Source organism: Kutzneria sp. CA-103260, from assembly GCF_018263855.1.
GTDB lineage: Bacteria > Actinomycetota > Actinomycetes > Mycobacteriales > Pseudonocardiaceae > Kutzneria.
Window position 1 is genome coordinate 7,681,521 of record NZ_CP073318.1, and the last position, 23,424, is coordinate 7,704,944.

General features: G+C 72.0%; 18 protein-coding genes. 9 read left to right on the top strand and 9 right to left on the bottom strand.

Going from position 1 to position 23,424, the window contains the following annotated elements:
• Window positions 1–54: 54 nt before the first annotated feature.
• On the bottom strand, window positions 55–1,263 hold the full coding sequence (locus JJ691_RS33635) for an RNA-guided endonuclease InsQ/TnpB family protein (protein ID WP_211763595.1): 1,209 nt from the start codon (window positions 1,261–1,263) through the stop codon (window positions 55–57).
• Window positions 1,264–1,450: 187 nt separating this feature from the next.
• On the opposite strand from JJ691_RS33635, the gene JJ691_RS33640 reads away from it, so the two are divergent.
• The 3 genes from JJ691_RS33640 to JJ691_RS33650 are packed head-to-tail and all read left to right on the top strand — an operon-like array spanning window position 1,451 to window position 8,342.
• Window positions 1,451–3,034: a DUF2397 domain-containing protein gene (locus JJ691_RS33640; RefSeq protein WP_249227183.1), complete on the top strand. Its 1,584-nt coding sequence runs from the start codon at window positions 1,451–1,453 to the stop codon at window positions 3,032–3,034.
• On the top strand, window positions 3,031–4,272 hold the full coding sequence (locus tag JJ691_RS33645; RefSeq protein ID WP_211763596.1) for a TIGR02678 family protein: 1,242 nt from the start codon (window positions 3,031–3,033) through the stop codon (window positions 4,270–4,272). Before JJ691_RS33640 ends, JJ691_RS33645 begins: the two co-directional genes overlap by 4 nt.
• Complete coding sequence (locus JJ691_RS33650) at window positions 4,269–8,342, top strand: TIGR02680 family protein (RefSeq protein ID WP_249227184.1); 4,074 nt, start codon at window positions 4,269–4,271, stop codon at window positions 8,340–8,342. Before JJ691_RS33645 ends, JJ691_RS33650 begins: the two co-directional genes overlap by 4 nt.
• Before the next feature lie 85 nt (window positions 8,343–8,427).
• Here the strand turns inward: JJ691_RS33650 and JJ691_RS33655 are convergent, their stop codons facing one another.
• The 3 genes from JJ691_RS33655 to JJ691_RS33665 all read right to left on the bottom strand — a co-directional run bounded on the left by JJ691_RS33655 (window position 8,428) and on the right by JJ691_RS33665 (window position 11,010).
• Window positions 8,428–8,748 (bottom strand): hypothetical protein, encoded by a 321-nt coding sequence (locus JJ691_RS33655; RefSeq protein WP_211763597.1) that lies wholly within the window; start codon window positions 8,746–8,748, stop codon window positions 8,428–8,430.
• Between the two features lie 232 nt (window positions 8,749–8,980).
• Window positions 8,981–10,330 (bottom strand): sensor histidine kinase, encoded by a 1,350-nt coding sequence (locus JJ691_RS33660; protein WP_211763598.1) that lies wholly within the window; start codon window positions 10,328–10,330, stop codon window positions 8,981–8,983.
• The gene (locus JJ691_RS33665; protein WP_211763599.1) at window positions 10,327–11,010 is read right to left on the bottom strand and encodes a response regulator transcription factor; all 684 of its coding nucleotides are present in this window, start codon (window positions 11,008–11,010) and stop codon (window positions 10,327–10,329) included. The genes JJ691_RS33660 and JJ691_RS33665 overlap by 4 nt, the downstream gene beginning before the upstream one ends.
• An 83-nt stretch (window positions 11,011–11,093) precedes the next feature.
• Between JJ691_RS33665 and JJ691_RS33670 the strand changes: the two genes are divergently transcribed.
• Window positions 11,094–11,507, top strand: coding sequence for a hypothetical protein (locus tag JJ691_RS33670; protein ID WP_211763600.1), 414 nt, complete (start codon window positions 11,094–11,096; stop codon window positions 11,505–11,507).
• A 43-nt stretch (window positions 11,508–11,550) separates the two neighbouring features.
• Window positions 11,551–12,153: a hypothetical protein gene (locus tag JJ691_RS33675; protein ID WP_211763601.1), complete on the top strand. Its 603-nt coding sequence runs from the start codon at window positions 11,551–11,553 to the stop codon at window positions 12,151–12,153.
• A 5-nt stretch (window positions 12,154–12,158) separates the two neighbouring features.
• Here JJ691_RS33675 and JJ691_RS33680 read toward each other — a convergent pair whose 3' ends face one another.
• The 4 genes from JJ691_RS33680 to JJ691_RS33695 form a co-directional block, all read right to left on the bottom strand.
• The gene (locus tag JJ691_RS33680; protein WP_211763602.1) at window positions 12,159–12,911 is read right to left on the bottom strand and encodes a maleylpyruvate isomerase family mycothiol-dependent enzyme; all 753 of its coding nucleotides are present in this window, start codon (window positions 12,909–12,911) and stop codon (window positions 12,159–12,161) included.
• A gap of 17 nt (window positions 12,912–12,928) precedes the next feature.
• Window positions 12,929–13,978, bottom strand: coding sequence for a neutral zinc metallopeptidase (locus tag JJ691_RS33685; RefSeq protein WP_249227185.1), 1,050 nt, complete (start codon window positions 13,976–13,978; stop codon window positions 12,929–12,931).
• Window positions 13,979–14,156: 178 nt separating this feature from the next.
• Entirely contained in the window at window positions 14,157–15,329 is a 1,173-nt protein-coding gene (locus tag JJ691_RS33690) for a neutral zinc metallopeptidase (RefSeq protein ID WP_211763603.1), read from the bottom strand.
• A complete protein-coding gene (locus JJ691_RS33695) occupies window positions 15,326–16,219 on the bottom strand; it encodes a neutral zinc metallopeptidase (protein ID WP_211763604.1) in 894 nt (297 codons plus the stop codon). Before JJ691_RS33695 ends, JJ691_RS33690 begins: the two co-directional genes overlap by 4 nt.
• A gap of 95 nt (window positions 16,220–16,314) precedes the next feature.
• Here JJ691_RS33695 and JJ691_RS33700 point away from each other — a divergent pair, with 95 nt between their 5' ends.
• A complete protein-coding gene (locus JJ691_RS33700; protein ID WP_305873763.1) occupies window positions 16,315–17,985 on the top strand; it encodes a DUF2207 domain-containing protein in 1,671 nt (556 codons plus the stop codon).
• Here JJ691_RS33700 and JJ691_RS53115 read toward each other — a convergent pair.
• Complete coding sequence (locus JJ691_RS53115; RefSeq protein ID WP_211763606.1) at window positions 17,927–19,357, bottom strand: M1 family metallopeptidase; 1,431 nt, start codon at window positions 19,355–19,357, stop codon at window positions 17,927–17,929. The genes JJ691_RS33700 and JJ691_RS53115 overlap by 59 nt on opposite strands.
• Window positions 19,358–19,459: 102 nt before the next feature.
• Between JJ691_RS53115 and JJ691_RS33710 the strand changes: the two genes are divergently transcribed.
• From JJ691_RS33710 to nudC, 3 genes are read left to right on the top strand one after another with little or no spacing between them, the layout of a single operon-like run.
• A complete protein-coding gene (locus JJ691_RS33710) occupies window positions 19,460–20,743 on the top strand; it encodes a M16 family metallopeptidase (protein ID WP_211763607.1) in 1,284 nt (427 codons plus the stop codon).
• Window positions 20,740–22,110, top strand: coding sequence for a M16 family metallopeptidase (locus JJ691_RS33715; RefSeq protein ID WP_211763608.1), 1,371 nt, complete (start codon window positions 20,740–20,742; stop codon window positions 22,108–22,110). Before JJ691_RS33710 ends, JJ691_RS33715 begins: the two co-directional genes overlap by 4 nt.
• Window positions 22,107–23,075, top strand: coding sequence for an NAD(+) diphosphatase (nudC, locus tag JJ691_RS33720; protein ID WP_249227186.1), 969 nt, complete (start codon window positions 22,107–22,109; stop codon window positions 23,073–23,075). The genes JJ691_RS33715 and nudC overlap by 4 nt, the downstream gene beginning before the upstream one ends.
• Window positions 23,076–23,424 lie beyond the last annotated feature (349 nt).

Sequence of the window (23,424 nt, forward strand, 5' to 3'; positions counted from 1 at the left end):
GTTATCGCCTGTTGACATCCTCCCCGGCTTGAAGGCATGGGGATTCCCACGCGGCTACGCCGCGTCTGGGGTGGTTCCCGCTTCATCACCCATCGCCACCCTCGCGGATGGACTCACACGGGCTCCACGGGCGTTTAGCCTCTCCGCCTGCCCGGCGGCGAGGATGTTCTTCGCGGCATTGTGGTCCCGATCGTGCGCGGCACCGCACCCGGGGCAGCTCCACACACGCACGCGCAACGGCATGCCGTCCATGACGTACCCGCACGCCGAGCACGTTTTCGAGCTCGGCAACCAGCGACTGACCTTGTGCACCGTGCGGCCGTGACGTTCGGCCTTCTCCTCAATCAGCCGCACGAACTGCGCCCAACCGGCGTCGGAAATCGCGCGGGCCAGCCGCCGGTTGCGGACCATGCCCGTGATGTTCAAGTCCTCCACGTGGACCGCTTGGTTCTCGCGGACCAGCGTGAGGGCCAGTTTGTGGTGGTAGTCCCGCCTCGCGCGTGCCACCCTGCCGTGCTGGATGGCGACCTTGCGACGCGTCTTGTCCCGGTTCTTGCCGCCTTTGGCGCGGCGTGCTTTCTCCCGCTCCAGGCGGGCGAGCGTGCGATGTTTGCGGGCGAGGTGCCTCGGGTTGGGGATGTCCACCCGCTGCCCGTCGCTGGCAGCCAGCGTCGCCAGCCGGGCGATGCCCAGGTCCAGGCCCGCTTCCCGGTCGACCGGCGGCAGCGGTGTCGGGGTGACCTCGACCACGAAGCTGGCGTAGTAGTGGCCGTCCGGCTCGCGGATGACCGTGACTGAACTGGGCTCGGACGGCAGCCCGCGGGACCACCGGACCCGCACGTCGCCGATCTTCGCCAGATACAGCCGGCCGCCCGGTCGGAGCGTGAAGCCGCTACGGGTGAACCTGGCCGACTGCCGATTGTCCTTGCGAGACTTGAACCTCGGACGCCCGGCTGGGCGGCCCTTGCGGCGCTTGGCCATCGAGTCGAACCAGTTCCGAAATGCCCGGTCGGCGTCCCGCACCGACTGCACCAACGCCACACTGGCGACCTCACCCAACCATGCCCGGTCCTCACCGGCCTTGGCCAGGGTGATCACCCTGCGTTGAACCTCGGTCGAGCTGACCTTCTCCCCCGCCCGATACGCCTCGTCCCGGCACCGCACGGCGTCGTTGAACACCACCCGAACACAGCCGGATGTGCGTGCCAGCATCGCCCGTTGCCCCGGGGCGGGGTCGATCCGGCAGCGGTATCTAGCCTGCACAGTCCAATTCTATCAAACACACATTCGACCAGATGGTGGAGTAACGGTGCTTCCGCGGCCCACCGGCGCGCAAGGATCAGCTACCCCTGGCATGAAGGCCGCGATAGCGCCGATTTAGTCCTGGTCATCACCCGTTCGGCGACAGGTCGCTCAGCCACTGCCCGTGGGCCGGTTAATGTGGCCGACCGTGGAGCAGGAGCAGCACGTCCAGGACACGCTCGTGGGCGGGGAGACGACCGATCGCCGGCTGCTGCTGTACGCCTACCTCCAGCCCCGCGAGCACCACCGCACCTATCTGACGACGATGCGGCTGTTCGCGTCGACGCTGCTGGCCGACCTGTCGGCCGGGGAGGTGGCGGCCAAGCTGGCCGCGGCCGAGCGGGAGGGCCTGATCGACCCGGGCGAGTCCCGGATCGAGACCGTGATCGCCCGGCTCAAGCAGCTGGTGGAGTGGGGAAACCTGGTGCCGGGCCGGCGCGAGGTGATCGCCGCCAGCATCGCCGAGTTCCAGCACGGCAGCGTGCGCTACCAGGTCAGCAAGCTCGCCGTCCGGGTGCAGCGCGACGTGGACGAGCTGCTGCGGGTGCCCGAGGGCGCTCGCGAGGTGTCGCGCGAGCTGCTGCCGGCCATCGAGCGCGGCCTGGGCCAGCTGGGCCGGTCGCTGTCGGACGCGGTGTTCACCGAGGGCGGTCCGGGCGCGAAGCGGGCCCGGGAGGCGCTGGCCGAGCAGGTCACAACCCTGTTCCTGCAACACGCCGAGCTCGCGGTGACGGTCCGGGACTTCTACGCCTACCTGGGCCAGATCGTCACCCGGCACCACCTGGCCCCGGACGAGATCTCCGGCTTCCGCAACCTGCTGGTCGAGTACATCCAGATGGTCGTGGAGGACGTGCTGCGGCACACGCCGGCGATCGCGGAGTCGCTGGGGCAGCTGGCGCGGGGCCGCAGCGAGCTGCTGCGGCTGCTCGGGCCGGCCAACGCGCTGGGCTCCAACAACCTGGGTTCCGGCGACCTGGACCTGGGCGTGGCGATCGAGCGCTCCCGTGGCCGGACCAACGCCGACTGGCAGGACCTGACCGACTGGTTCGTCGACCGTCCGGGTCGTCCCAGTCAGGTGACGGCGCTGCGTGAGGCGACCGGCCGGGCGATCGGGTCGCTGCTGGCCAGCGTGAAGCGGGCGACCTCCGGCGGTGGACTGCTGCCGGGTCGCCGGGCCGAGCTGCTCAAGCTCGCCGGCTGGTTCGACGGCGCGACCCCGGACCAGGCGCATTCGCTCTACGCCGCCGCGTTCGGCCTCTACTCAGCCCGCAACCTGCTGCCGTCGCCCGAGCACGACGGCGACGACGAACACACCCCATGGCGTGACGGCCCGCTGCTCGACGTGACAGTGAGCGTCCGCAGCCGCGGCGACCGCGGCGCGCGGGGCCGCACCTCCCGGATCGTCGACGACCCGATCACCGAACAGGCCCTGCTGGCCGACGCGCGCGCCGTCGACAAGAAGCGTTCGGAGGCGGTGACCGAGCTGGTCGAGGCCGCGCCGACGATCGAGGAGAGCTCGCTGTCGCACGGCGCCCTCGACGTGTTCTGCGAGTTGTTGACGATGGCGATGGCGCAGCGCGAGCGGGCCGAGGACGTCGGCTCGGCGGCCGACCCGGTGCGCGGGCTGAAGCTGACCGTCACTCCCGAGGAAGGCCGGACGACGACCATCAAGACCGCGGGCGGCACGCTGACCCTGCACAACGCGTCGGTGGCGCTGGAGGCCGGCGCATGAAGGACGTGCTCGACGGCCTGTCCGACATCGACGCGGCGAACGTCGTGCGCTGCGCACGCGTGCTGCTGAGGCGGCCTTTGTTGCGTGTTGACGGACCAGATGGCGACCTGCTGCCGCTCGTCTACCGGCACCGCATCACGCTTCAGGATCTGTTCGCCGGACTGCTGGCGTACCGGCTCGTGGTGGAGCGCCGCTTCGCCCGGCTCTACAAGCCGGGGCCAGGCGTGGACCCGACCCGTGGCGAGCCGACGCTGTCGCCCCGCGGCTACACCTACTTCGCGCTGACGATCGCCGCGCTGACCGGCGTCGGCCGCCAGGTGCTGCTGTCCCGGCTGGTCACAGACGTGCGGGCGGCCGCGGTCGAGGCCGGTGTGGCCGTCACCGACGACCTGCCGGACCGCCGCGCGCTGACGGCGGCGCTGCGGCATCTGCTGTCGCTGGGCGTGATCACTGAGACCGAGGGCACCGTCGCGCCGTGGGGCACCGACGGCCCGGCCGAGGCGCTGATCACCATCGACACCGACCTGCTCGGCCAGCTGCTGTCCGGCCCGCTGCTGGAGGCGACCGGCCCGGATCACCTGATCGAGCTGGCCGCCCGGCCCGGGCCGCGGGGCGCGGAGCATGCGGTGCGGCGCAAGCTCGTCGAGAATCCCGTTGTGCTGCAGACCGATCTGCCACCCGATCAGGTGGAGTGGCTGCGCCGCAACCAGCGCCGTGAGTCGGGGCTGCTGGAGCGCAGCTTCGGACTGGTCACCGAGACGCGGCTGGAGGGCGTCGCGGTCACCGACCCCGAGGACTACCTCACCGACGTGCTGTTCCCGGGTTCCGGCACGGTCGCCCGGATCGCGCTGCTGGCGCTGCCGGAGCTGATCGCCGACCCCGATCCGGAGCTGTTCGAGGACGACGCCGAGCCGCCGGATCCCCGCCCCGACGGCCGCCATCCGGTGACCTACGGCCAGGTCCGGGTGATCTGCGCGCAGCTGGTCGAGGACTATCCGGCGGCGTGGTCCCGGCAGGCCACCGAGGATCTGGACCGGCTCACCGCCGACGTGCTCGACCTCCTGGTCCGGATGGGGCTGGCGGTCGACGACCCGGAGCAGGGCTGGCTGATCGCCCCGACCGCGCACCGCTGGGCGCCGCAGCCGGACGACACACCGGCCCGCAACGCCCCGCCCCCACCGCCGGCCGAACCCGAAGAGCCCGGCTGGTCCCTGTTCGATGGAGAAGGTGAACTGTGAGCGACAAGCGTTGGACGCTGCACCGATGGACCTTGAATCGGGGCGGCATCGTCAACGTGTGGCAGTACGCGGAGCAGGTCTTCGACTTCTCCGGCGGGCGGGCGATCTTCCAGGGCACCAACGGGTCTGGCAAGTCGCGCACCCTGGAGCTGCTGCTGCCGCTGTGCCTGGACGGCGACCTGCGCCAGCTCGGCTCCAAGGGCTTCGACACGGTCAGCATCCGGCGGCTGATGCTGGACGACTACGACGGCGGCCCGAACCGGATCGGCTACGCGTGGATCGAGCTGCGCAGGGAGAACGACTCCGGCGGCGAGGACGAGTACCTGACCTGCGGCCTCGGCGTGAAGGCGTCCAAGACCTCGCAGCAGATCACCGACTCGTGGCGGTTCGTCACCTCGGCCCGGGTCGGCAAGGACCTGCGGCTGGCCGGACCGGACCGGGTGCCGATCGGGCCGGCGCAGCTGCGTGACCTGATCGGCGCGGACTGCATGTTCGAGGACGCCGCGTTCCGCGCGAAGGTGGCCGAGACGGTCTACGGCGTGCCGGCGGCCCGCTACGCCGACCTGCTGCACCTGCAGCGCACGCTGCGCAACCCGGACGTCGGTCTGAAGGTGCTGGAAGGCCAGCTGGAGCAGATCCTGTCCGACGCGCTGCCGCCGCTGGACTCGGCGATGGTCGAGGGGCTGGCCACGTCGTTCGACGACCTGGAGTCGATCCGGGAGAACATCACCCGGCTGACCACCGCGGACTCGGCGCTGACGGCGTTCCTCGGCACCTACTCCGGTTACGCGCTGGCCAGTCTGCGCGGCTTCGGCGACAAGGTGGCGGCCAGCCGCAAGAGCCTGACGGCGCTGGGTGCCGAGCTGGAGTCGTTGCAGCGCAAGCTCGGGACAGCTCGGGACGGTCGGGTGACCGCGGAGCAGGCCGTCGCCGAGCAGGAGGCCCAGGACAGCCAGCTCGACGCCCGGATCGAGGCGTTGAAGGAGCTGCCGGCGTACCGCGGGATGCGCGACCTCCAGGACCGTGAGCAGCTGGTCGCCCGGTCGCGGTCGGCGGCCGAGGCGGCGCTGGACACCGCGAGCCGCCAGCGGGCGCAGGAGGACCGTGCGGTCGACTCCGTGCTGGCTGTGCTGCGAAGGCTCGGGCTGGACATCGACAGCGCCGACGAACTGGCGGGGCACGCGCGTGAGCGGCTGACCATCGCGGGCCTGGACGGCGACCTGTGCCCGAAGGTGCCGCCGATGCCGCCGACCGACGCGCAGGTGACGCAGGATCGGGTGCGGGCGAAGCCGGATCCGGAGGCGGAGCCGCAGACCATCGACCGACGGCTGTTGCCGGCGATCGACCCACAGTCCCTTTTGGACACACTGAGCGACGCCGGCCGGCAGGCCGAGCAGGTGGCCACGGAAGCCCGTCGCCGCAACGCTTTGACGCTGTCGCTGCACGAGCGGGCGCTGGCCTCGGACCGTCAGCTGCGTGACGTCGAGGAGCTGCACCGCGCGGCCCGGCAGGCCCAGCTGACCGCCACGGAGTCCGCTGGCCGGCGCAACGAGGCCGGCCAGCAGCTGGCGACGGCCGTGGACGTGTGGCGGGAGCAGGCGCGGCGGTGGGCCGCGGAGGACGGGCCGCAGCCGCCGAGCGCGGAGCGGCTGGTCGAGGACCGTGGCGCGGCGCGGGCGGCTCGCGACAGCGTTCGGCAGTGGGCGTCGCCGAAGTCGCACGAGCTGCGGCAGCGGGTCGTGGCCGCCGAGCAGCGGCTGGACAATCTGCGGGCGACGATCACCCAGTACGAGGCCGAGGTCGTCGCGCTGCGTTCCGGTGGCGCGGACGAGCAGTCCGACCCGTCGGCGTTCCACCGGCTCGTCGACTTCGTGCCGACGCTGCCGGAGGTCGAGCAGGCCGGGCTGGAGGCGGCGCTCCAGGCAAGCGGCCTGTTGACGGCGAAGGTGTCGACCACCGGCAGGGTTTCCGACGCGGAGCTGGCCGAGGTGATCGCCCTGGCCGGCCCGGCCGCGAGCGGTCGGACGCTGGCTGACGTGCTGATCCCGGCGGCCGAGCCCGGTTGCCCGGTACCGGCTGACGTCGTGGCGAAGCTGCTGGCCGCGGTCGGTGTCGCCGACGAGCCGGCCGGCACCCAGACGCCCGGCCTCGTGTTGTCGACGCGCGGCGCGTGGCGGGCCGGTGTGCTGTGCGGGTCGCAGACGAAGCCGGTCGCCGAGTTCGTCGGCACCGGTGCTCGGGAAGCGGCGCGGCAGCGGCGGCTGGCCGAGCTGAGCTCGGCGGTGGAACGGCTGCACAGCGAGCTGGCCGACGCGGAACGCCTGTGCGACTCGGCTCGGGCTGACGCGGCGCAGTGGGAGCAGCACGTCGAGGCGTTCCCGGACGACGGCGAGCTGATCTCCGCGCACGCCAAGCTGACCAACGCCAAGGAGTCGGCCGAGGAGTCCGAGGAGCGGGCCTACGAGCTTCGCGGCGAGCACCAGGCCAGCGACGAGCGGTGGCACGCGGCGCGGGCCGAGCTGGTGCAGGCCGCGTCCGAGGCGGGCATCGGGCTGGGTGACACCGTCGACACGGAAGCACTCGATCGGGCGAATCGCGCGGCCTCGGAGGCGCGGGGCGCGGCCGAGCAACTGGCCGAGGCGCTGGCCGGCCGGTGCGCCCGGACCGTGATCGACCTGATCGACGCGATGCAGCACCATCACGCCGCGCTGACCGACCGGACCGAGGCCGAGTCGGCGGCCGACGCGCTGTGCGTCGAGTACGCCGATCGCTCGCATGCGATGGCCGAGCTGAGCTCCGCGATCGGCGGCGAGGCCGAGGAGGTCGCGCGCCAGCTGTCCACTTTGGACGCCGAGCGCAAGGCCGTGCGCAAGCAGCTGCCACAGTCCCGGGAGAAGGTCGTCGAGCTGCGGGAGCAGGCCACCAAGCTGGAGACGCTGCTGGAGACCAAGCGGGCCCAGCTCACCGGCCGTGAGGGCGACGCCGCCGGTGCGGTCGCCGCGTTCGAGCAGGCCCTGGCCGCGCCGGGCGTGTGGTCCGCGGCGTTCCCCGAGGTCGAGGCGGCGGCCGACGTCGACAGCGCATTGGCACTGATCGACGGGGCCGCTGACCGCAAGGGGTCGAGCGAGGGCACCGTGATCGGCAAGCTCCAGGTGCTCCAGACCTCGCTGGCCGGCACCCACGACATCGGGGCCGAGACGGCCGGCGGCGTGCTGACCGTGACCGTCACCGGCGAGGACGGCCCCCGCCCCGTGGCCGACGCCGCGCTGCGGGTCTCGCAGCGGCTGGCCGAGCAGCGCGGCTTCCTCGGCGAGCGATACCAGTCGATCTTCGCCGACTACCTGATCCGGGACCTGGCCGAGCGGCTGCGCGGGCAGATCGAGGTCGCCGAGGACCTGTGCCGGCGCATGAACGACGTGCTCGACCAGGCCCGTTCCAGCCAGGGCGTGCACGTCCAGTTGGAGTGGCGGCCGTCGGCGGCCCTGGACGACCGGACCAAGCAGGCGCTGGAGCTGGTGCGCACTCCGCTGGCCGACCGGACGTCCGAACAGGACGACCTGCTGCGGCAGGTGATCACCGAGCGGATCGAGGCCGAGCGGGACGCCCACTCCAGCGGCTACGCCGAGATCCTGGCCCGGGCGCTGGACTACCGGACCTGGTACTCGTTCACCGTTCGGGTGCGCGACTCCGGTCCCGACGGCAAGCCCCGGGTGCGGCGGCTGCGCCAGCTCTCCTCCGGTGAGACCCGCCTCGTCTCGTACGTGACGCTCTTCGCCGCCGCCGCCTCGTTCTACGACGCCGTCTCCAGCGGCGGCGACGAGGCCCCGCTCCGGCTGGTGCTGCTCGACGAGGCCTTCGAACGGCTCGACGACCCCACCATCGCCCGCATGCTGGGGCTGCTCGTCGACCTCGACATGGACTGGGTCATCACCTGGCCCAGCGGCTGGGGCGTGTCGTCCAAGATCCCCCGCATGCACATCTACGACGTGCTGCGGCCCAAGAACGGCCGGGGCGTCGCCTGTACGCACACCACCTGGGACGGTGCGGGTCTGGACCGCGAGGACCCCTAACCCACGTCAAACGTGAACGCCCGTGACCGTGCCGGTCGCGGGCGTTCCTATTTGTTTTTCAAGGGTGAATGAATTTCACATCGGGTCACTCGGTGTCGAATCGCCCGTTGGACAGTTCCCGGAGCGCGTTGTCGATCAGCAGGAGAGCTCGCTGGTCCATGCGTTCTTTCTCGACCGGATCCATCTCCTGATTGATGGCGACGATCACCACCACCCGACCATCCTTGCTGGCCGACGCGACGGTGGTGATCTTCAGCTTGAGCGCGCGGCCCGCCCGGCGGCCGGCCGCCCGTGCCCCCGCGATTCCCTCTTTGTCATCGGGATCGAAGTGGCGCGTCCACTCCCAATCGACCTCCAGATGCCGCATGATCTCCAGCATCAGCGGGTCATCGGTCTCCCCAGCCATGACGTGATCGTATCGTCAAGATCAGACTCGTTGGGGTGAAACGCACGCATTGCCAAAATAGGCCATCGGGCCATTTCGCGACGGCTAAATCGCAATTGTGTTCGCCAACTGCCCCGGTCCGGCCGGGCCGACAGCGGGCGAGGTCACCGGGAGCCGACGCGCACCGTCTGACCGGGCGACGCGAGGTCCGCGGCGGCCGGGTTTCCTGATTGACGTAGAGGTGGGTGGCCGGTTACGACGGGTTCGACGGCCGGACGAAGGCGACGGTGGGGGCGTCGATGGAAGTCACCAGGGGGAGGGTGATCCGGAAGACGGCGCCGGGGATGCCCGGGGGCGGGGGTTCGCAGCGCAGGTCGCCGCCGTGGGCGCGGCAGATGCCGCGGGCGATGGGCAGGCCGAGGCCGGAGCCGCCGGAGGCGCGGGCGCGGGCCTCGTCGAGGCGGACGAGGCGGTCGAAGATGCGCTCGCGGTCGGCGTCGGGCACGCCGGGGCCGTTGTCGGCGACGATGAGGTGGGCGAAGCCGGCGGCGGCGCCGACGGTCAGGGACACGTGGCCCTCGCCGCCGGTGGCCTGGCGGGCGTTGTTGACGAGGTTGGCCAGCACCTGGGCCAGCCGCTGGTGGTCGCCGTAGACCACGGCCGACGGACCGTCGACGGAGACCGTCAGCTCGGGGGCCAGGACGCGGGTGCGGTCGGCCTCGGCGTCGGCGAGCTGGCGCAGGTCGACGGGCTCGTGCTGGAGGTCGAGGCCGGCGTCGATGCGGGCCAGCGCCAGCAGGTCGTCGACGAGGCGGCCGGCACGGCGGGACTCGCGGACGAGCAGCAGCAGCATCCGGTCCCGTTCCTCGGGGTCGGTGTCGGCGTTCTGCTGGAGCACGGATTCGGCGACGGCCTGCAAGCCGGCGACAGGGGTGCGCAGCTCGTGCGCGGCGTCGGCGACGAACTGCCGGGTGTGGGCCTCGGCCCGGCGGGCCTGCTGCTCGGCGCCCTCGAGCCCGTCGAGCATGTCGTCGAAGGCGGCGGCGGTACGGCCGAGTTCGGTGTCGGTGCGCTCGGGCGCCAGCCGCCGGCCCCGGTCTCCGGCGGCGATGGAGCGGGCGAGGGTGGTCATCTGGTCCAGCGGCCGCAGCGCGAAGCGCACGATGAAGATCAGGGCGGCGGCGGTGACGACCAGGGCGGAGACGCCGACGGTGATCAGCAGCCGGTTCAGGTTGGCCTGCGGCCGGGTCTCGGCGTCGGCGAAGAAGGTGATCCGGGTGCCGTTGCGGTAGGTGACGGTCTTGGGCGGGGGCGTGGCGGCGGGCTGCGCGCCCTTCGGCTCCAGGACGAGACCGCTGGGCTCGGTGATCCGCACCAGGATGAGGCCGCCGAGCGAGAGCCGGGCGTAGAGCTGTTCCGGGACGAGGCGCTTGTTCTCCAGCTGGGTGGCCAGCTGCACGCGGTCCCGGATCAGGTTGGTCTCGTCCTGCACGGTCTGCCGGCTGAACAGGGCGTCGACGACCACGACCAGCCCGATGAGCACGACCGCGAGCGCGATCGTGACCGACAGGGTGACCCGCAGCCGCAGCGAGCCGCTTCTCACGTGGCACCGACCCGTAGCACGTAGCCGAGCCCGCGGACGGTGTGCAGCAGCCGCGGGCCGTGCGCCTCCAGCTTGCGCCGCAGCGCGCTGACGTGCACCTCGACCAGGTTGGGGTCGTAGTCCTCGTAGCCCCACACGCTGGTCAGGATCTGGGTCTTGCTGACGACGCGCCCCCGCTGCGCGGCCAGGTAGCACAGCAGCCGCAGCTCGGTGGCGGTGACGTCGATGGTCGAGCCGGCGTAGAGCACGACCCCGGAGTCGGCGTCGACCAGCAGATCGCCGATCTGCACGGCCGACGGGGTGCGGCCCAGCCGCCGCAGCACGGCGCCGACGCGGGCGACCAGCTCGGCCAGCACGAACGGCTTGAGCACGTAGTCGTCGGCCCCGCCTTCCAGGCCGCGCAGCCGGTCGGGCACGCCGTCGCGGGCGGTGAGCATCACGACGCCGGCGTTGCTGGCCCGCCGGACCACCTCCAGCAGCTGGAAGCCGTCCCGGCCGGGCAGCATGATGTCCAGCACCACCAGGTCCGGCCGGAACTGGCCGAGGTCGGCCTCCAGTTCGCGGCCGTCCGGCCGGGCCAGCACCTCGTAGCCGTTGTCACGCAGGGCGGAGCGCACCGCGGCGCGAATCGCCTCGGTGTCCTCGACGATCAAGATCCGAGCGACCGACACGATCCCCATTCTGCTGGGCGGGAGGGTCGGCACGCGTGCTGGCTCGCTGACGTTTCAGCCTCCGCTCAGCTCCGGCCGGGACGGTGGTTGCCATGACCTCCCTGTCACGAACCACCAGCCCCCTGGCCCGCACCCTCGGCGCGCTCGTCCTGACCGCGGTCGCCGGCCTGACCGTCGCGGGCTGCTCCACGACCGCCTCCGGGGCCCCCGCGCCGTCCACCACCGCGACCTCGGCGCCGTCGAAGGGCAAGGCCAAGCCGCTGCCGGCCGGCGAGAGCCGGGTGGCCGGCACCGTCGCGTCGGCGTCCGACACGCAGGTCGTCGTCACCAAGAAGGACGGCAGCACTGAGACGTTGACCACGGATTCGACCACCAAGATCGAGGGCGGTCCGCTCCAGCAGGGCCAGCGCGTGACCGCCGTTGTGAAGGGCCAGCAGGCCCTGACCGTCCGGGTCGCCCAGCCGCACGCCAGCAGCGCCGCGCCGACCACGACCCCCAGTTCCTGACGGCCTGGGTGCCCCGCGCCCCGGTGTCTGGGACGATGGTGCGGTGGCGGCTCGGCAGACCCAGGTGCGATGGGTGCTGATCCTGCTGGTCATCGGGCTGGTCGGGATCGGTGCGGCGGTGCTCGTGTGGTGGCCGACCCTCGGCTTCCCGAACACGGACGCGCCGTCGGCCCTGCACACCAAGGCGACAGTGGTGACCTCGGCGCAGTGTGGGGGCGCGAACGCGCACGACACGGTCGAGGTCACCGTCAACGGGGCCAAGAAGCAGGTGCCGCTGGACGGCTGCGGGCAGTCCAAGGGCACCTCGCTGGACGTCGCCGTGACCGATGACAACGGGCAGCTCAGCGCGCACGCCTCGGACGCGGCGCAGGTCGGCGCCAACCGGGACGGGCGGCTCACCGCGCTGCTGCTGTGCCTGAGCGCGGTGGCCGGGGCGCTGTACGCGTACCTGATCCGGTACCGGCCGGCGCCCAAGCCCGCGACCGCGGCTGCGGCTCCGGTCATCGGCTCAAGCGAGCCAGAACTGCCGCTGGCGCCGATCGCTGTTCCGGCACCGGAGCTCACGGACGCGTCAGCGGACGAGCCCCACGACGAGTCCGGGGATGGGCCCGGCAAGGTCGAGGAGAACGCCTCCCAGGGCAGCTGACCGGGTCATGACCAACGGACCTGGACGTTGTCCGCCCACCGTGTCGCGAGTCCGTCGTCGCTGCTCAGGCCGTGCCACGAACGCCGGTTCCAGAGCGCGAGATACAGCTCCGACGCGGTGCCGGCCAGCGTCGTGTCGGCCTTGACGGGTGCCGGCACCCGCGCGGTGGCGGGGCGTTCGGGGCCGTAGCGGATGAGCCAGTTGTCGCCGGTGTCGGTCGCGCTGACCAGCACGGACGTCTCGGTGTCGGCGCGCAGGCGGCGGTTGCGGGGCAAGAAGCCGCACAGCAGCTCGTCCACGCCGTCGACGGCTAGCGGGGACGGGATCGGCGAGTCCAGTCCGGCGGCGGCCTCGGCGTCGACGCTGTGGATGGTCGTCTCGTGGGCCTGCCGGCGAGCCCAGAACAACGACCCCGACGGCGCGGTCCGCATGAACTTCCAGCAGTCGAGGTCGGCGGGCGCGGCGGTGAGCACATCCACCAGCTCGGTCACGCCGTCACGGAACCAGTCGACCAGACCGGCGTCGTCGGGCACGGCGTCGGCGATCTCGTGCGGCTCGCCGATGTCGATGGGCTCGGTGCGGGCCTGGCCGACGAAGGTCGCGGCCCACCGGTGCACCCCGCCGAGGTGCAGCAGCAGGTCGCGAACCACCCACTCCGGGCAGGTCGGCACGGGCGCGGCCAGTCCGGCCCGCTCGGCGGCGGCCGCGAGCCGCTCGCCCTGGCCGCCGACGGCGGCGATCCACTCACGCGTCTGCATGCCCCCGAGCCTGCCACTCAGGCGACGTCGGCGGAGCTGGCCAACCAGGTGTCGCACTGGGACAGGCTGTTGCGCTGGAATCCCGAGTTCCACCAGCCCATGGCGTGGTCGTCGGTGCCGTGGTCGCGCGGCGGGCCGTTGTGGTCGCCGCGGTCCTGGCTGGTCTGCGCCTCGTGCGTGATGTTGCCGTCCACGTCGCCGCGGCCGGAGGTGGCGGCCAGGAACATGCCGGAGAAGCACTGCGCCTGCAGTTCCAGCCGCCGCGACAGCTCCCAGCCGGCGTCGTTGGCGCTGTCGCCGTTGTCCTTGGCGTAGCGGGCTCCGCCGTAGGCCTGCATGATCCCGGCCATGGCCTGCACGTGGTGCCCGTACTCGTGGGCGAACAGCGCGAGGTACACGCCGGGGTGCGCGCCGTACATCTCGGTCTGGAGCCCGGCGAAGGGCACGTACAGCGTGTTGTCGTTGCCGCAGTAGAAGGCGACGATGTGCCCGATCGTCTGGTTGCCGCAGGGCGTGTTGAACGAGGTGCCGGGCGGGAACGCCAGCTTGGGCGTGAAGAACGGCAGGTTGGCGGCCTTCATCACCGGCGCCCACGCGGCGTCCAGACAGGGCAGCGCGCTGCGGAAGAAGCGTTCCGCGCCGGCGGGGTCGGTGCTCCAGCGGGCCAGCTTGCACGTCGTCGCGGGCAGGCCGCCGACCTCGAACAGCGGGTTGTCGCCGAGCTTGAGCACCGGCTGCGGGCCGGCGGGCTGGGTGCTGGTCGGCGGCGCGGACGTGGTGCTCGTGCGCCGGCTGGTGGTGGTCGGCGGCGGCGTGGTGGTGCGGTGTGTGGTGCGCGTCGGCGAGGGAGTGGTCGTGGGCTCGTCGTAGGTGAACGTCGCGCTGGGCGCGCCGCCGGCGTCGGCCGCGGGGCGGGAATGGCCAAGGCGGCTCAGGCCGATCGCCGCGACGCCGACCAGGACCACCGCCACCAGCACGATCGCGATGACGGGCCCGCGCGAGGGCCGCCGCGGTGGCGGCAGTCCCTGCCAGTTGCTCTGTGGCGGCGGCATCACTGGTGGCGGCATCACTGGTGCTACGACTGGCGGCCGCGACCAGTTCATCGGTGGGGGCGGCGGGGGTGGCGGATAGCCCGCGCCGTACGGCGAAGCCGGCGGGTACGGGCTCGGCACGGGCGGCGGCAGCGGTGGGTACGACGGCCCCTGGGGCTGCCAGCCGGGCGGCTGGGTCACTGAAGGGCTCCCGTCACTGCACGTCGGCGCTGCTGGCCACCCACGTGTTGCACTGCGCGACCGTCTTCTTCACGAACCCCTGGGTCCACCATCCCGAGGCGTGGTCGCTGGTGCCGTGGTCGCGGCGCTCACCGGGCTGGTCGCCGCGGTCCTGCGTGTTCTGGGCGTCGCGGGCGACGGTGGCGTCCACCGAGCCGCGGCCGACGGCCGCCGCCAGGAACAGCCCGGAGAAGCACTGCGCCTGCAGCTCGATGCGGCGCGAGACCTCCAGGCTGGCGGGGCTGTCCGGGTTGTTGCCGCCGTACTCCTTCTCGTGGGCGGCGGTGAGCACACCGCTGAGGTCCTGCACGAAGTGTCCGTACTCGTGCGCGAACACCGCGAGGTAGGCGCCGGGCCGGTTGCCGATCTCGTCGGTCTGCAACCCGGAGATCGGCATGTACAGGGTCTGGTCGCCGTTGCAGTAGAACGCGGCGGCCTCCTCCTGCGACACCGAGCCGCAGGGGCTGCTCCACGTCTTGCCGCTGGGGAAGGCCAGCTTCGGCTCGTGGAACGGCAGGTGCACGGACTGGAGCACCGGCTGCCACGCCCGGTCCAGGCAGGGCAGCGCGGCGGTGAAGTAGGCGTTGGACGCGGACGACACGGACTGCCAGCGCGGCAGCGTGCAGGTCACCGGTCCCGGGCCGCTGGCGGTGAACAGCGGGTTGTCGCCGAGCTTGTCGACGCCGTCCGGAGTGCTGCCGGGGCCGCTGCCCGGCGAGGTCGTCGGCACGGAGGTCGGCAGGCTGGTCGGCGACGGCACGGTGCGCGGCCGGCTGCGGCCGTTGCCGACCACCCCGACCACGACGACGCCGAGCACCACGAGTCCGATCAGGAACAGCGTGACGAACGGACGCCGCGAAGGCCGCCTTAGTTGCAGAGGCGGCGGGTAAGGCGACACCGGTGGCGGATAGGGCGACACCGGCGGCGGCACCGTCGGGCGCTGGGCGTGCACCGGTGGCGGCATGACCGGTCGGGCCGGCGGCATCGGGTACGGCTGGTACCCCGGCGGCGGAGGCGGCGGCTGGCCGTAGGGCGAGGACTGCCCCGACGGATATTGGTTCTGTGGGTATGCGCTCTGCGGATACGGGCTCGGCAGCGGCGGCGGCAACGGGCGGTACTGCTCGTCGCCGGTGTTCCACGGATTCAACTGACGTCCCCCTGCGCCGCCGCCCACGTGTTGCACGCGGCGGTCTTGTTCTCCTGGTAGCCGATCTCCGCCCACCGACCCTGGTGCGCCGCGCTGCCGTGGTCCTTCTCCCCGCCGCCGTCGGCGAACGCGGCAGCGCCGTCGGCGGCCATCGACCGGCTGATCGAGCCCCGGCCGGCGACGCTGGCGAGGAACATACCGGCGAAGCAGTTCGCCTGCAGCTCTAACCGCCGGGAAAGCTCCAGCCCGGCGTCGGTGTCGCGGCCGGCGCTCTGCTCGCGGCGGGACTCGGCGAGCAGGATCCCGCTGATGTCCTGCACGTGGTGGCCGTACTCGTGGGCGAGCACGCCGACGATCACGGCCGGGATGCCGTCGGTGCCCTGCAGCACGGTGTCGATGGGCATGTGCAGCTGGTTGTCGGCGCCGCAGTAGAACGCGACCGGCGCGCTGTCGTCCCGCGACCGGCACTCGCCGGAGCTCTTGTCCATGACCAGCTTGGTCGGCTCGAACGGCATGTTGAGCGCGGTGACAAGCGGCTTCCACGCGGCGTCGAGGCAGCTGAGCTCGGCGGTCAGGTACGCGCGCAACCGCTCCAGCTCGCGGCCGAACTTGGGCAGCTTGCACGTGCTGGTGGCCAGCGAGGCGGAGTAGGTCAGCAGCGGGTTGGTCGCGAGCGCCACGACCGGTCGCGGGGCCTCGGCCTGGGCCACGCCGGCGACCGCCTCGGTGGGACCGATGTAGTCGATGCCGAACACCAGCAGGAGCACGAGCGCCAGCGCGCCGAGCGACACGTACCGTTCCAACGGGACGCGCCGCCGGGTCCGGATCGGAGTGACACTCGGAAAACCGGGTTCCCGCAGCGGATCGTCGAACGCGCCCCGGTTGTCCATCTACGCCCTGTCGTCCATGGGCGGCACCAGCCAGCCGTCGCCCCCTTGGTGGATACGGCCGCAAGGATAGGCGGCCTGCACTATTGTCCGCTCCCGTGTTCACCAACTGGGGCCTGGCCGTGGCCACCCTCACGTTCTCCGTGCTGACGTCCTCTGGCGGGGCTCTGCTCAGCCCGCACGCCGCGGCGGCGCCGTCCGACGGCGTGCAGTCGCAGATCGGGCTGAAGGTCGAGCGGGACGGCAAGCTCACGGTCAGCGAGCGGATCACCGTGCCGGCCGGCAAGTCCGCGAACCGCACCGCGCCGCTGCGGCTGGCCGCGGGCACCGACACCGAGCGTGTGTACACCGTCACGCAGGCCAAGGTGACGGGCAACGGCAGCGCCTCGGTGGACGACCAGAACCTGACGGTGCACCTGGGCGCCGGCGAGTCGACCGTCAGCTACGTGGTCGACGGGGCCGTCGCCGACCAGGGCACACACGAGGACGTGCGCTGGCAGGTGGCCAGCGGCTGGGATGTGACGATCGATCGGCTCACGGTGTCGGTGGTGACGCCGGCCGAGCCGCAGTCCATCACCTGCCTGGCCGGCGACCCGGATTCGACCACCGCCTGTGGGCTGTCGCAGATCGGCGAGGGCGGTGTGCCGACCGCCGAGCAGGACACGCTCACGCCCGGGCAGCGGGTGGACTTCGCCATCGGCCTGCCCAACGGCACGGTGCCGGTGAACGAACGCGTGGAGCAGACCAACGGGCTGGCGTCGGCGTTCGCGCTGACCCCGGAGACCGGCATCGGTCTGGCGGCGCTGGTCGTGATCCTGCTCGCGGGCCTCGGCCTGCTCTGGTACGCCCGTGGCCGCGACGCCAAGGCGTTGGCCGGCGATGTGGGCCCGGTGCAGGTGCTGGCCAAGGACGCCGGCGGACACGTGGCCTTCGCCTCCCCCGACGGCGTGCTGCCGGGACAGGTCGGCACCGTCATCGACGAGCACGTCGACGTGGTGGACGTGACCGCGACCGTCATCGACCTGGCGGTGCGCAACTACCTGTGGATCGACGAGATGCCCAGCGAGCAGGGCGTCGTCGACTGGCGCATCGTGCGTCGCAACCCCGCCGACGACGCGCTCACGGCGTACGAGAAGGCGGTGTACAAGTCGCTGCTCGGCGACGCCGACCAGGTGCAGCTGTCGCAGCTGCGCGGCAGGGGCGTGAACCTCGCGGCAGTGCGCAGTGCGCTGTACTCGGACGTGGTGGCCAAGGACTGGTTCGCACGGCGGCCTGACACCGAGCGCAGCCGCTGGTGGTGGGGCGGCGTCACCGTCGCGGCGCTCGGCATCGTGCTCACGGTGGTGTTGGCGCTGACGATCGGCCACGCGCTGCTGGGCCTGGCCGTGGTCGTCGCCGGCGCGGCGCTCGCGGCCGGCGCGCGGTCCATGCCGGCGCGCACCCGGCGGGGCAGCGCGCTGCTGCACCAGGTGCGCGGCCTGCTGACGTACCTGACGACCGTGTCGCCCACGGACATCCCGGACAGCGACCGGGAGATGGTGTTCTCCCGGTCGCTGCCCTACGCGGTGGTGCTGGGCCAGACCGAGCGGTGGCTGACCACGTTCCGCGGCCTCGACCCCGACGCCGACGGCACGCCCGGCCTGTACTGGTTCGGCGAGGTGGAGGTGTCCCGCGACCTGGACCGGTTCGCCAGCCGGTTCCCGGCGTTCCTCAGCTCCCTGGACGGGGTGCTGGCCCAGGGAGGCCACCTGCGCTCGTTGAAGGCTTAGGCGTCCAGTCGGGGTGGCCCGGCATCGGCGGTGTGGTGCTGCCGTACAGCCAGTCGTGCAGGAACGGACCGAGGTCCTGGCCGCCGACGCTGGTCGCCACCTTGATGAAGTCGGCGCTGGTGGCCGAGCCGTCGCGGTAGCGGTCCAGGTAGGTGTCGATGATGCGCTGGAACACCTGGTCGCCGACCTTCTCGTGCAGCGCGTAGACGACCAGGGAACCGAAGCCACGGGCGAGCCCGAACATGACGTCGGGCCGGGTCGGGTTCGCCGGCGTGATGCCCTGGGCACGGACCTCCGGATCCCGCTGGTAGGCCAGCTGGAACTGGTCGGCCAGCGACTGACCGCCGTGCTCGGCCGTGTAGAGGTGGTCGAAGTAGACGGCGAAGCCCTCGCTGAGCCAGATGTCGTTCCAGTCGGCGACGCCGGCCGAGTCGCCGAACCACTGGTGGGCCAGCTCGTGCACGACCACGGCGGCGTTGTTCGGGTCGGTCAGATCCCGGGCCTGGAACACCGGCAGGGTCTGCGTCTCCAGCGCCCATGTCTGCTGCGCGGTGGGTCCGGCCGCGCCGAGCAGGCCGACCGTCTCGAACGGGAAGCGGCGGCCGATGCGCTGCTGGAGCCAGTCCAGGAAACCCGGCAGCTGGTCCAGCATCGGCTTCGCGGCGGCCGGATCCGGCACGGCGCTGCGCAGCGGGAGGCCGTTCGGGCCGGTTCCGGTCACCAGCGTGTACTTGCCAACGGCCAGCTGGGCCAGCTGCGTCGCGAACGGATGGACCGAGGCGTAGGTGAAAGTGGATGCGGACTTGGTGTCGCTACGCGCGACCAGGGAGCCATTCGCTGCGGCGGTCCAGCCGGCCGGCACCGTCACGTGGTAGGTGAAGTAGGCCTTGTCGTTCACGCTGTCGTTGCAGGGAAAGAACAAGTGCGCGCGGTCCGGCTGGCCGAACCAGACGAAGCCGCCGTCGGAGTCGTTGCTCCAGCCCGCGGTCGCGTCCACGACGGACGGCACCTTGGCGGCGCGGTCGGCGGTGAAGTCGACGGTGACGAGGAAGGGACCCCGGACGGCCGTCGCCGGATCGACGACCAGCTTCTGTTTGTCCAGATGGAAAGCCGCCGGACGGCCGTCGACCTGGACCTCGGCCACCGTGCCGCCGGCGTAGTCCAGCCGGAACTCGGACAGCCGACGGTCGGCGACGGCGGTGATCTTGGCGGTGCCGGGCAGTTTCGTGGTGCTCGGATCGACGTCGTAGGTGAGGTCGTAGGCGGCGACCCGGTAGCCGTCGTTGCCCAGATCGGGCAGCAACGAGGCGGGCGCGGGTGTGACCGCGGACACAGCCAGGGCGCCCGCGGCGACCATGCTTGACAAGCTCATGGGGGAACAATCCCCAGTTCAGCCGTAGGCGGACATCGCACCAGGGGTTGATCAACGCGGTACGACCGTGGGTGGACCCCGCGACGTCGTAGTCTCTGTGTCATGGCCGCACCGGAACTGCACAGGTTCACTCTCCCCAACGGCCTGCGCGTGGTGCTCGCCCCCGACCGCACAGCCCCGGTGGTCGGCGTGAGCGTGCACTACGACGTGGGCTTCCGCTCCGAGCCCGAGGGCCGGACCGGGTTCGCGCACCTGTTCGAGCACCTGATGTTCCAGGGCAGCGAGAGCCTGGAGAAACTGGCGCACTTCCGGCACGTGCAGTCCTCCGGCGGCACCTTCAACGGCTCCACACACCCGGACTACACCGACTACTTCGAGACGCTGCCGTCGGCGGCGCTGGAGCGGGCGCTGTTCCTGGAGGCGGACCGGATGCGGGCGCCCCGCATCACCCAGGAGAACCTCAACAACCAGATCGACGTGGTCAAGGAGGAGATCCGGCTGCGGGTGCTGAACACCCCGTACGGCGGGTTCCCGTGGATCTGGCTGCCGCCGGTGCTGTACACGACGTATCCCAACGCGCACAACGGCTACGGCGACTTCGCCGAGCTGGAGCAGGCCAACCTGGACGACTGCGCCCAGTTCTTCGACACCTACTACGCGCCCGGCAACGCGGTGCTCACGGTGGCCGGCGACTTCACCGTGGAGCGGGCGACCGAGCTGGTGCACAAGCACTTCGGCGACGTGCCGGCCCGGCCGACGCCGGCGCGGCCGTCGTTCGCGGAGCCGCACCCGCGGGGCGAGCTGCGCGCCGTGCACGAGGACCCGCACGCCCCGCTGCCGGCGCTCGCGGTGGGCTACCGGCTGCCGGACCCGACCGCCGACCTGGACGGCTATCTGGCCAACGTGGTGCTCTCGGCGGTGCTGTCCGACGGCGACGCCTCGCGGCTGCAGCAGCGCATGGTGCACCGCGAGCCGCTGGTCACCGACGTCTCGGTCGGCGCGGGCCTGTTCGGGCCACTGGACGCCCGTGACCCCGACACGTTCACGGTGACCGCCATGCACACCCCGGAGGTGTCCGAGGACCGGCTGCTGGCCGTCATCGACGACGAGCTGGAGAAGCTGGCCGCGACCGGCCCGCAGGAGGACGAGCTGGCCCGGGTGGCCGCGCGGTGGGCCGCGTCCATGCACCGCGACCACGACCGCATCACCGCGCGCACGCTCTCGTTCGGCGCCGCGGAGCTGCTGCACGGCCGCGCCGAACTGGCCTCGGAGCTGCCGGAGCGGATCCGCGCGGTCACCACCGAGCAGGTGGCGGCCGCCGCCAAGGCCCTGCGGCCGGATTCCCGGGCCGTGCTCGTCGTTCCCGCCGCCGGAGGAAACAAGTGACTTCCCTCAGCTACCGCACGGCCGAGCAGATCGGCCACACCGAGCAGGGGCCGCGGCCGCTGCCGCCACTGGGCGAGCAGGCCGCGGCCAGCCAACCGTCCCTTGTGGACACCGTGCTGCCCAACGGGCTGCGGGTCATCGCCGTGCGCAAGGAATCCGTGCCGATCGTCGAGCTGCGGCTGCGCATTCCGTTCGCCGGCACCGAGCGGCTGCACTCGGCCCGGGCCGAGGTGCTGGCCAACACGGTGCTGACCGGCACCGAGCGCCGCGACCGGACGCAGTTCGACACCGACCTCGCGACCGTGGGCGGCGACATGTCGGCCGTCGTCGACCCGGAGCGGCTCAGCTTCGGCGGCAGCGCTCTGGCCAGCGGCCTGGACGTGCTGCTGGACGTGCTCGGCGACGCCCTGACCGGCGCGGTGTACCGGGACGAGGAGGTGGCGCGCGAGTCGGAGCGCCTCGTCGAGCGCATCATCATGGCCCGGTCGCAGCCGAGCGTCATCGCCCGGGAGGCGCTGCAGACGCACCGCTACGGCGACCACCCGTTCGCCAAGGAGATGCCAGAGGCGTCGGAGATCGGCGAGGTGACGCCGGAGCAGGTGCGCGCGCTGCACAAGGACGCTGTGCTGCCGCGTGGTTCGCTGCTGGTGCTGGTCGGCGACATCGACCCGGACGCCGCGGTGTCCGCTGTGGGCAGCGTGCTGGCCGGCTGGCAGTCGGACGCGAGCGCCTCGGCCATGCCGAAGCTGCCGGAGCTGACGCCCAGCGACGTGCGGCTGGTGCACCGGGCCGGCACCGTGCAGTCGCAGCTGCGGCTGTCCGCGCAGACCGTGCCCCGCACCGACCCGGGGTACGCGGCGCTGCAGGTGGCAAACCTGGTGTTCGGTGGCTACTTCTCCTCGCGGCTGGTGGAGAACATCCGTGAGGACAAGGGTTACACCTACGGCGCGCACTCGTACTTCGAGTTCACCAAGGACAGTGCGACCGTGCTGGTGGAGGCCGACACCGCCAGCGGCGTGACGCCGGCGGCGTTCTGGGAGACCCGCTACGAGCTCGGCCGGCTGGTGGTGTCGCCGCCGTCCGCGTCCGAAGTGGACAACGCGAAGCAGTACGCGATCGGCTCGCTGCTCACCTCGACCTCCTCGCAGGCCGGGCTGTGCGCGACGCTGGCGGCGCTCGGCGGGGTCGGCCTGTCCTACGACTGGCTGCGCCAGCAGCCGCTGCGGCTGGCCGACGTGACCGCGGAGCAGGTGGCCGAGGCGGCGGAGAAGTTCTTCGCGCCGGCCCGGTTCACCGGCATCGTGGTCGGCGACGCCGACGTGCTGGCCCCGCAGTTCCGGGCCATCGGCGGTGTGGTGCTCCCGTGACTGCGTGCACCACCTCCGCCGGCTTCCAGCTCGACGAGCTGCCGGCGCTGTCCCGGACCGCCGTGCCCCGCAACGATCTGTTGCGGGACAACGCCGATGAGCTGGCGCGGCTGTGGCCGTCGGCCCGGCTGCTGCCGGTCGACCGCCGCGGGCGGGCGCCGATGGGGCGCTCCGGTGACATGCCGGTGCTGGACTTCCGGTCCACCGAGCCGCTCGGCCCGGTGCCGCCGGCCGGCGCTGTGCTGCTCGGCGAGCAGGACGGCGTCTGCTATTGGGCCGTGCGGGCCGAGCCCGACGGGCCGGTGCAGGAAGGCATGGGCTGGGACGCCGTGCTGCCCGACACCGACGAGCCCGTGTGGCAGGACCTCCGGCTGGCCGGCGGGCTGCTCAGCGCCGAGGACGCCGGTCTGCTCACCACCGCCGTCGCGGTGCTCAGCTGGCACGACAACGCCGGGTTCTGCGCCAAGTGCGGCTCGGTCGTCGAGCCGAAGCGGGCCGGCTGGGCCACGCACTGCACCGGCTGCGGACGTGAGGAATACCCGCGTACCGACCCGGCCGTGATCTGCCTCGTGCACGACGGCGGCGACCAGGTCCTGCTGGCCCGCCAGCCGATCTGGCCGCCCGACCGCTACTCCGTGCTCGCCGGCTTCGTCGAGGGCGGCGAGTCGCTGGAAGCCTGTGTGGTGCGGGAGATCTGCGAGGAAGTCGGCATCACCGTCGAGGCCGTGCGCTACCTGGGCAGCCAGCCCTGGCCGTTCCCGCGCTCGCTCATGGTGGGCTTCGCCGCCGTCGGCGATCCGGCCACGCCGCTGGTGCCGGCCGACGGCGAGATCGAGAACGCCCGCTGGGTGCACCGCGACGAGGTCCGCGCCGCCCTGGCCAACGGCGGCACCGGGCCCGGCCTGATCCTGCCCGGCGTCACCTCGATCGCCCGGCGGATGCTGGAGTCCTGGGCGCAGGGCTGACAGTCGGCGTCCAGTCACGAACAAATCGGATCGAGCGGCCGGTTCCCGCGAGCGGGGACCGGCCGTTCGGCCCGCTCGACAGCAGTGGCACGGAAGCGCCACGTGATTCCTCAGCGGCACACAGATCCCCGGCCGGCGGTGGCGCGAGTGGCGTCGGTGAGCTCTTGGAAAAGCGAACGGCTCGATCTCGTCCAATATCCGTTGTCCCCCAACCGTGGAACGGTCGGGCTGGCATGCATGCGTCCCAGCCGTCCGCGAGCTGGTCGATCGGCCACTGCCGGATTCCGCCCTGCTTGATCTTGTCCGCCGACCGGGCGTTGATGTCGTACCCGGGATAAATAGCGCCACG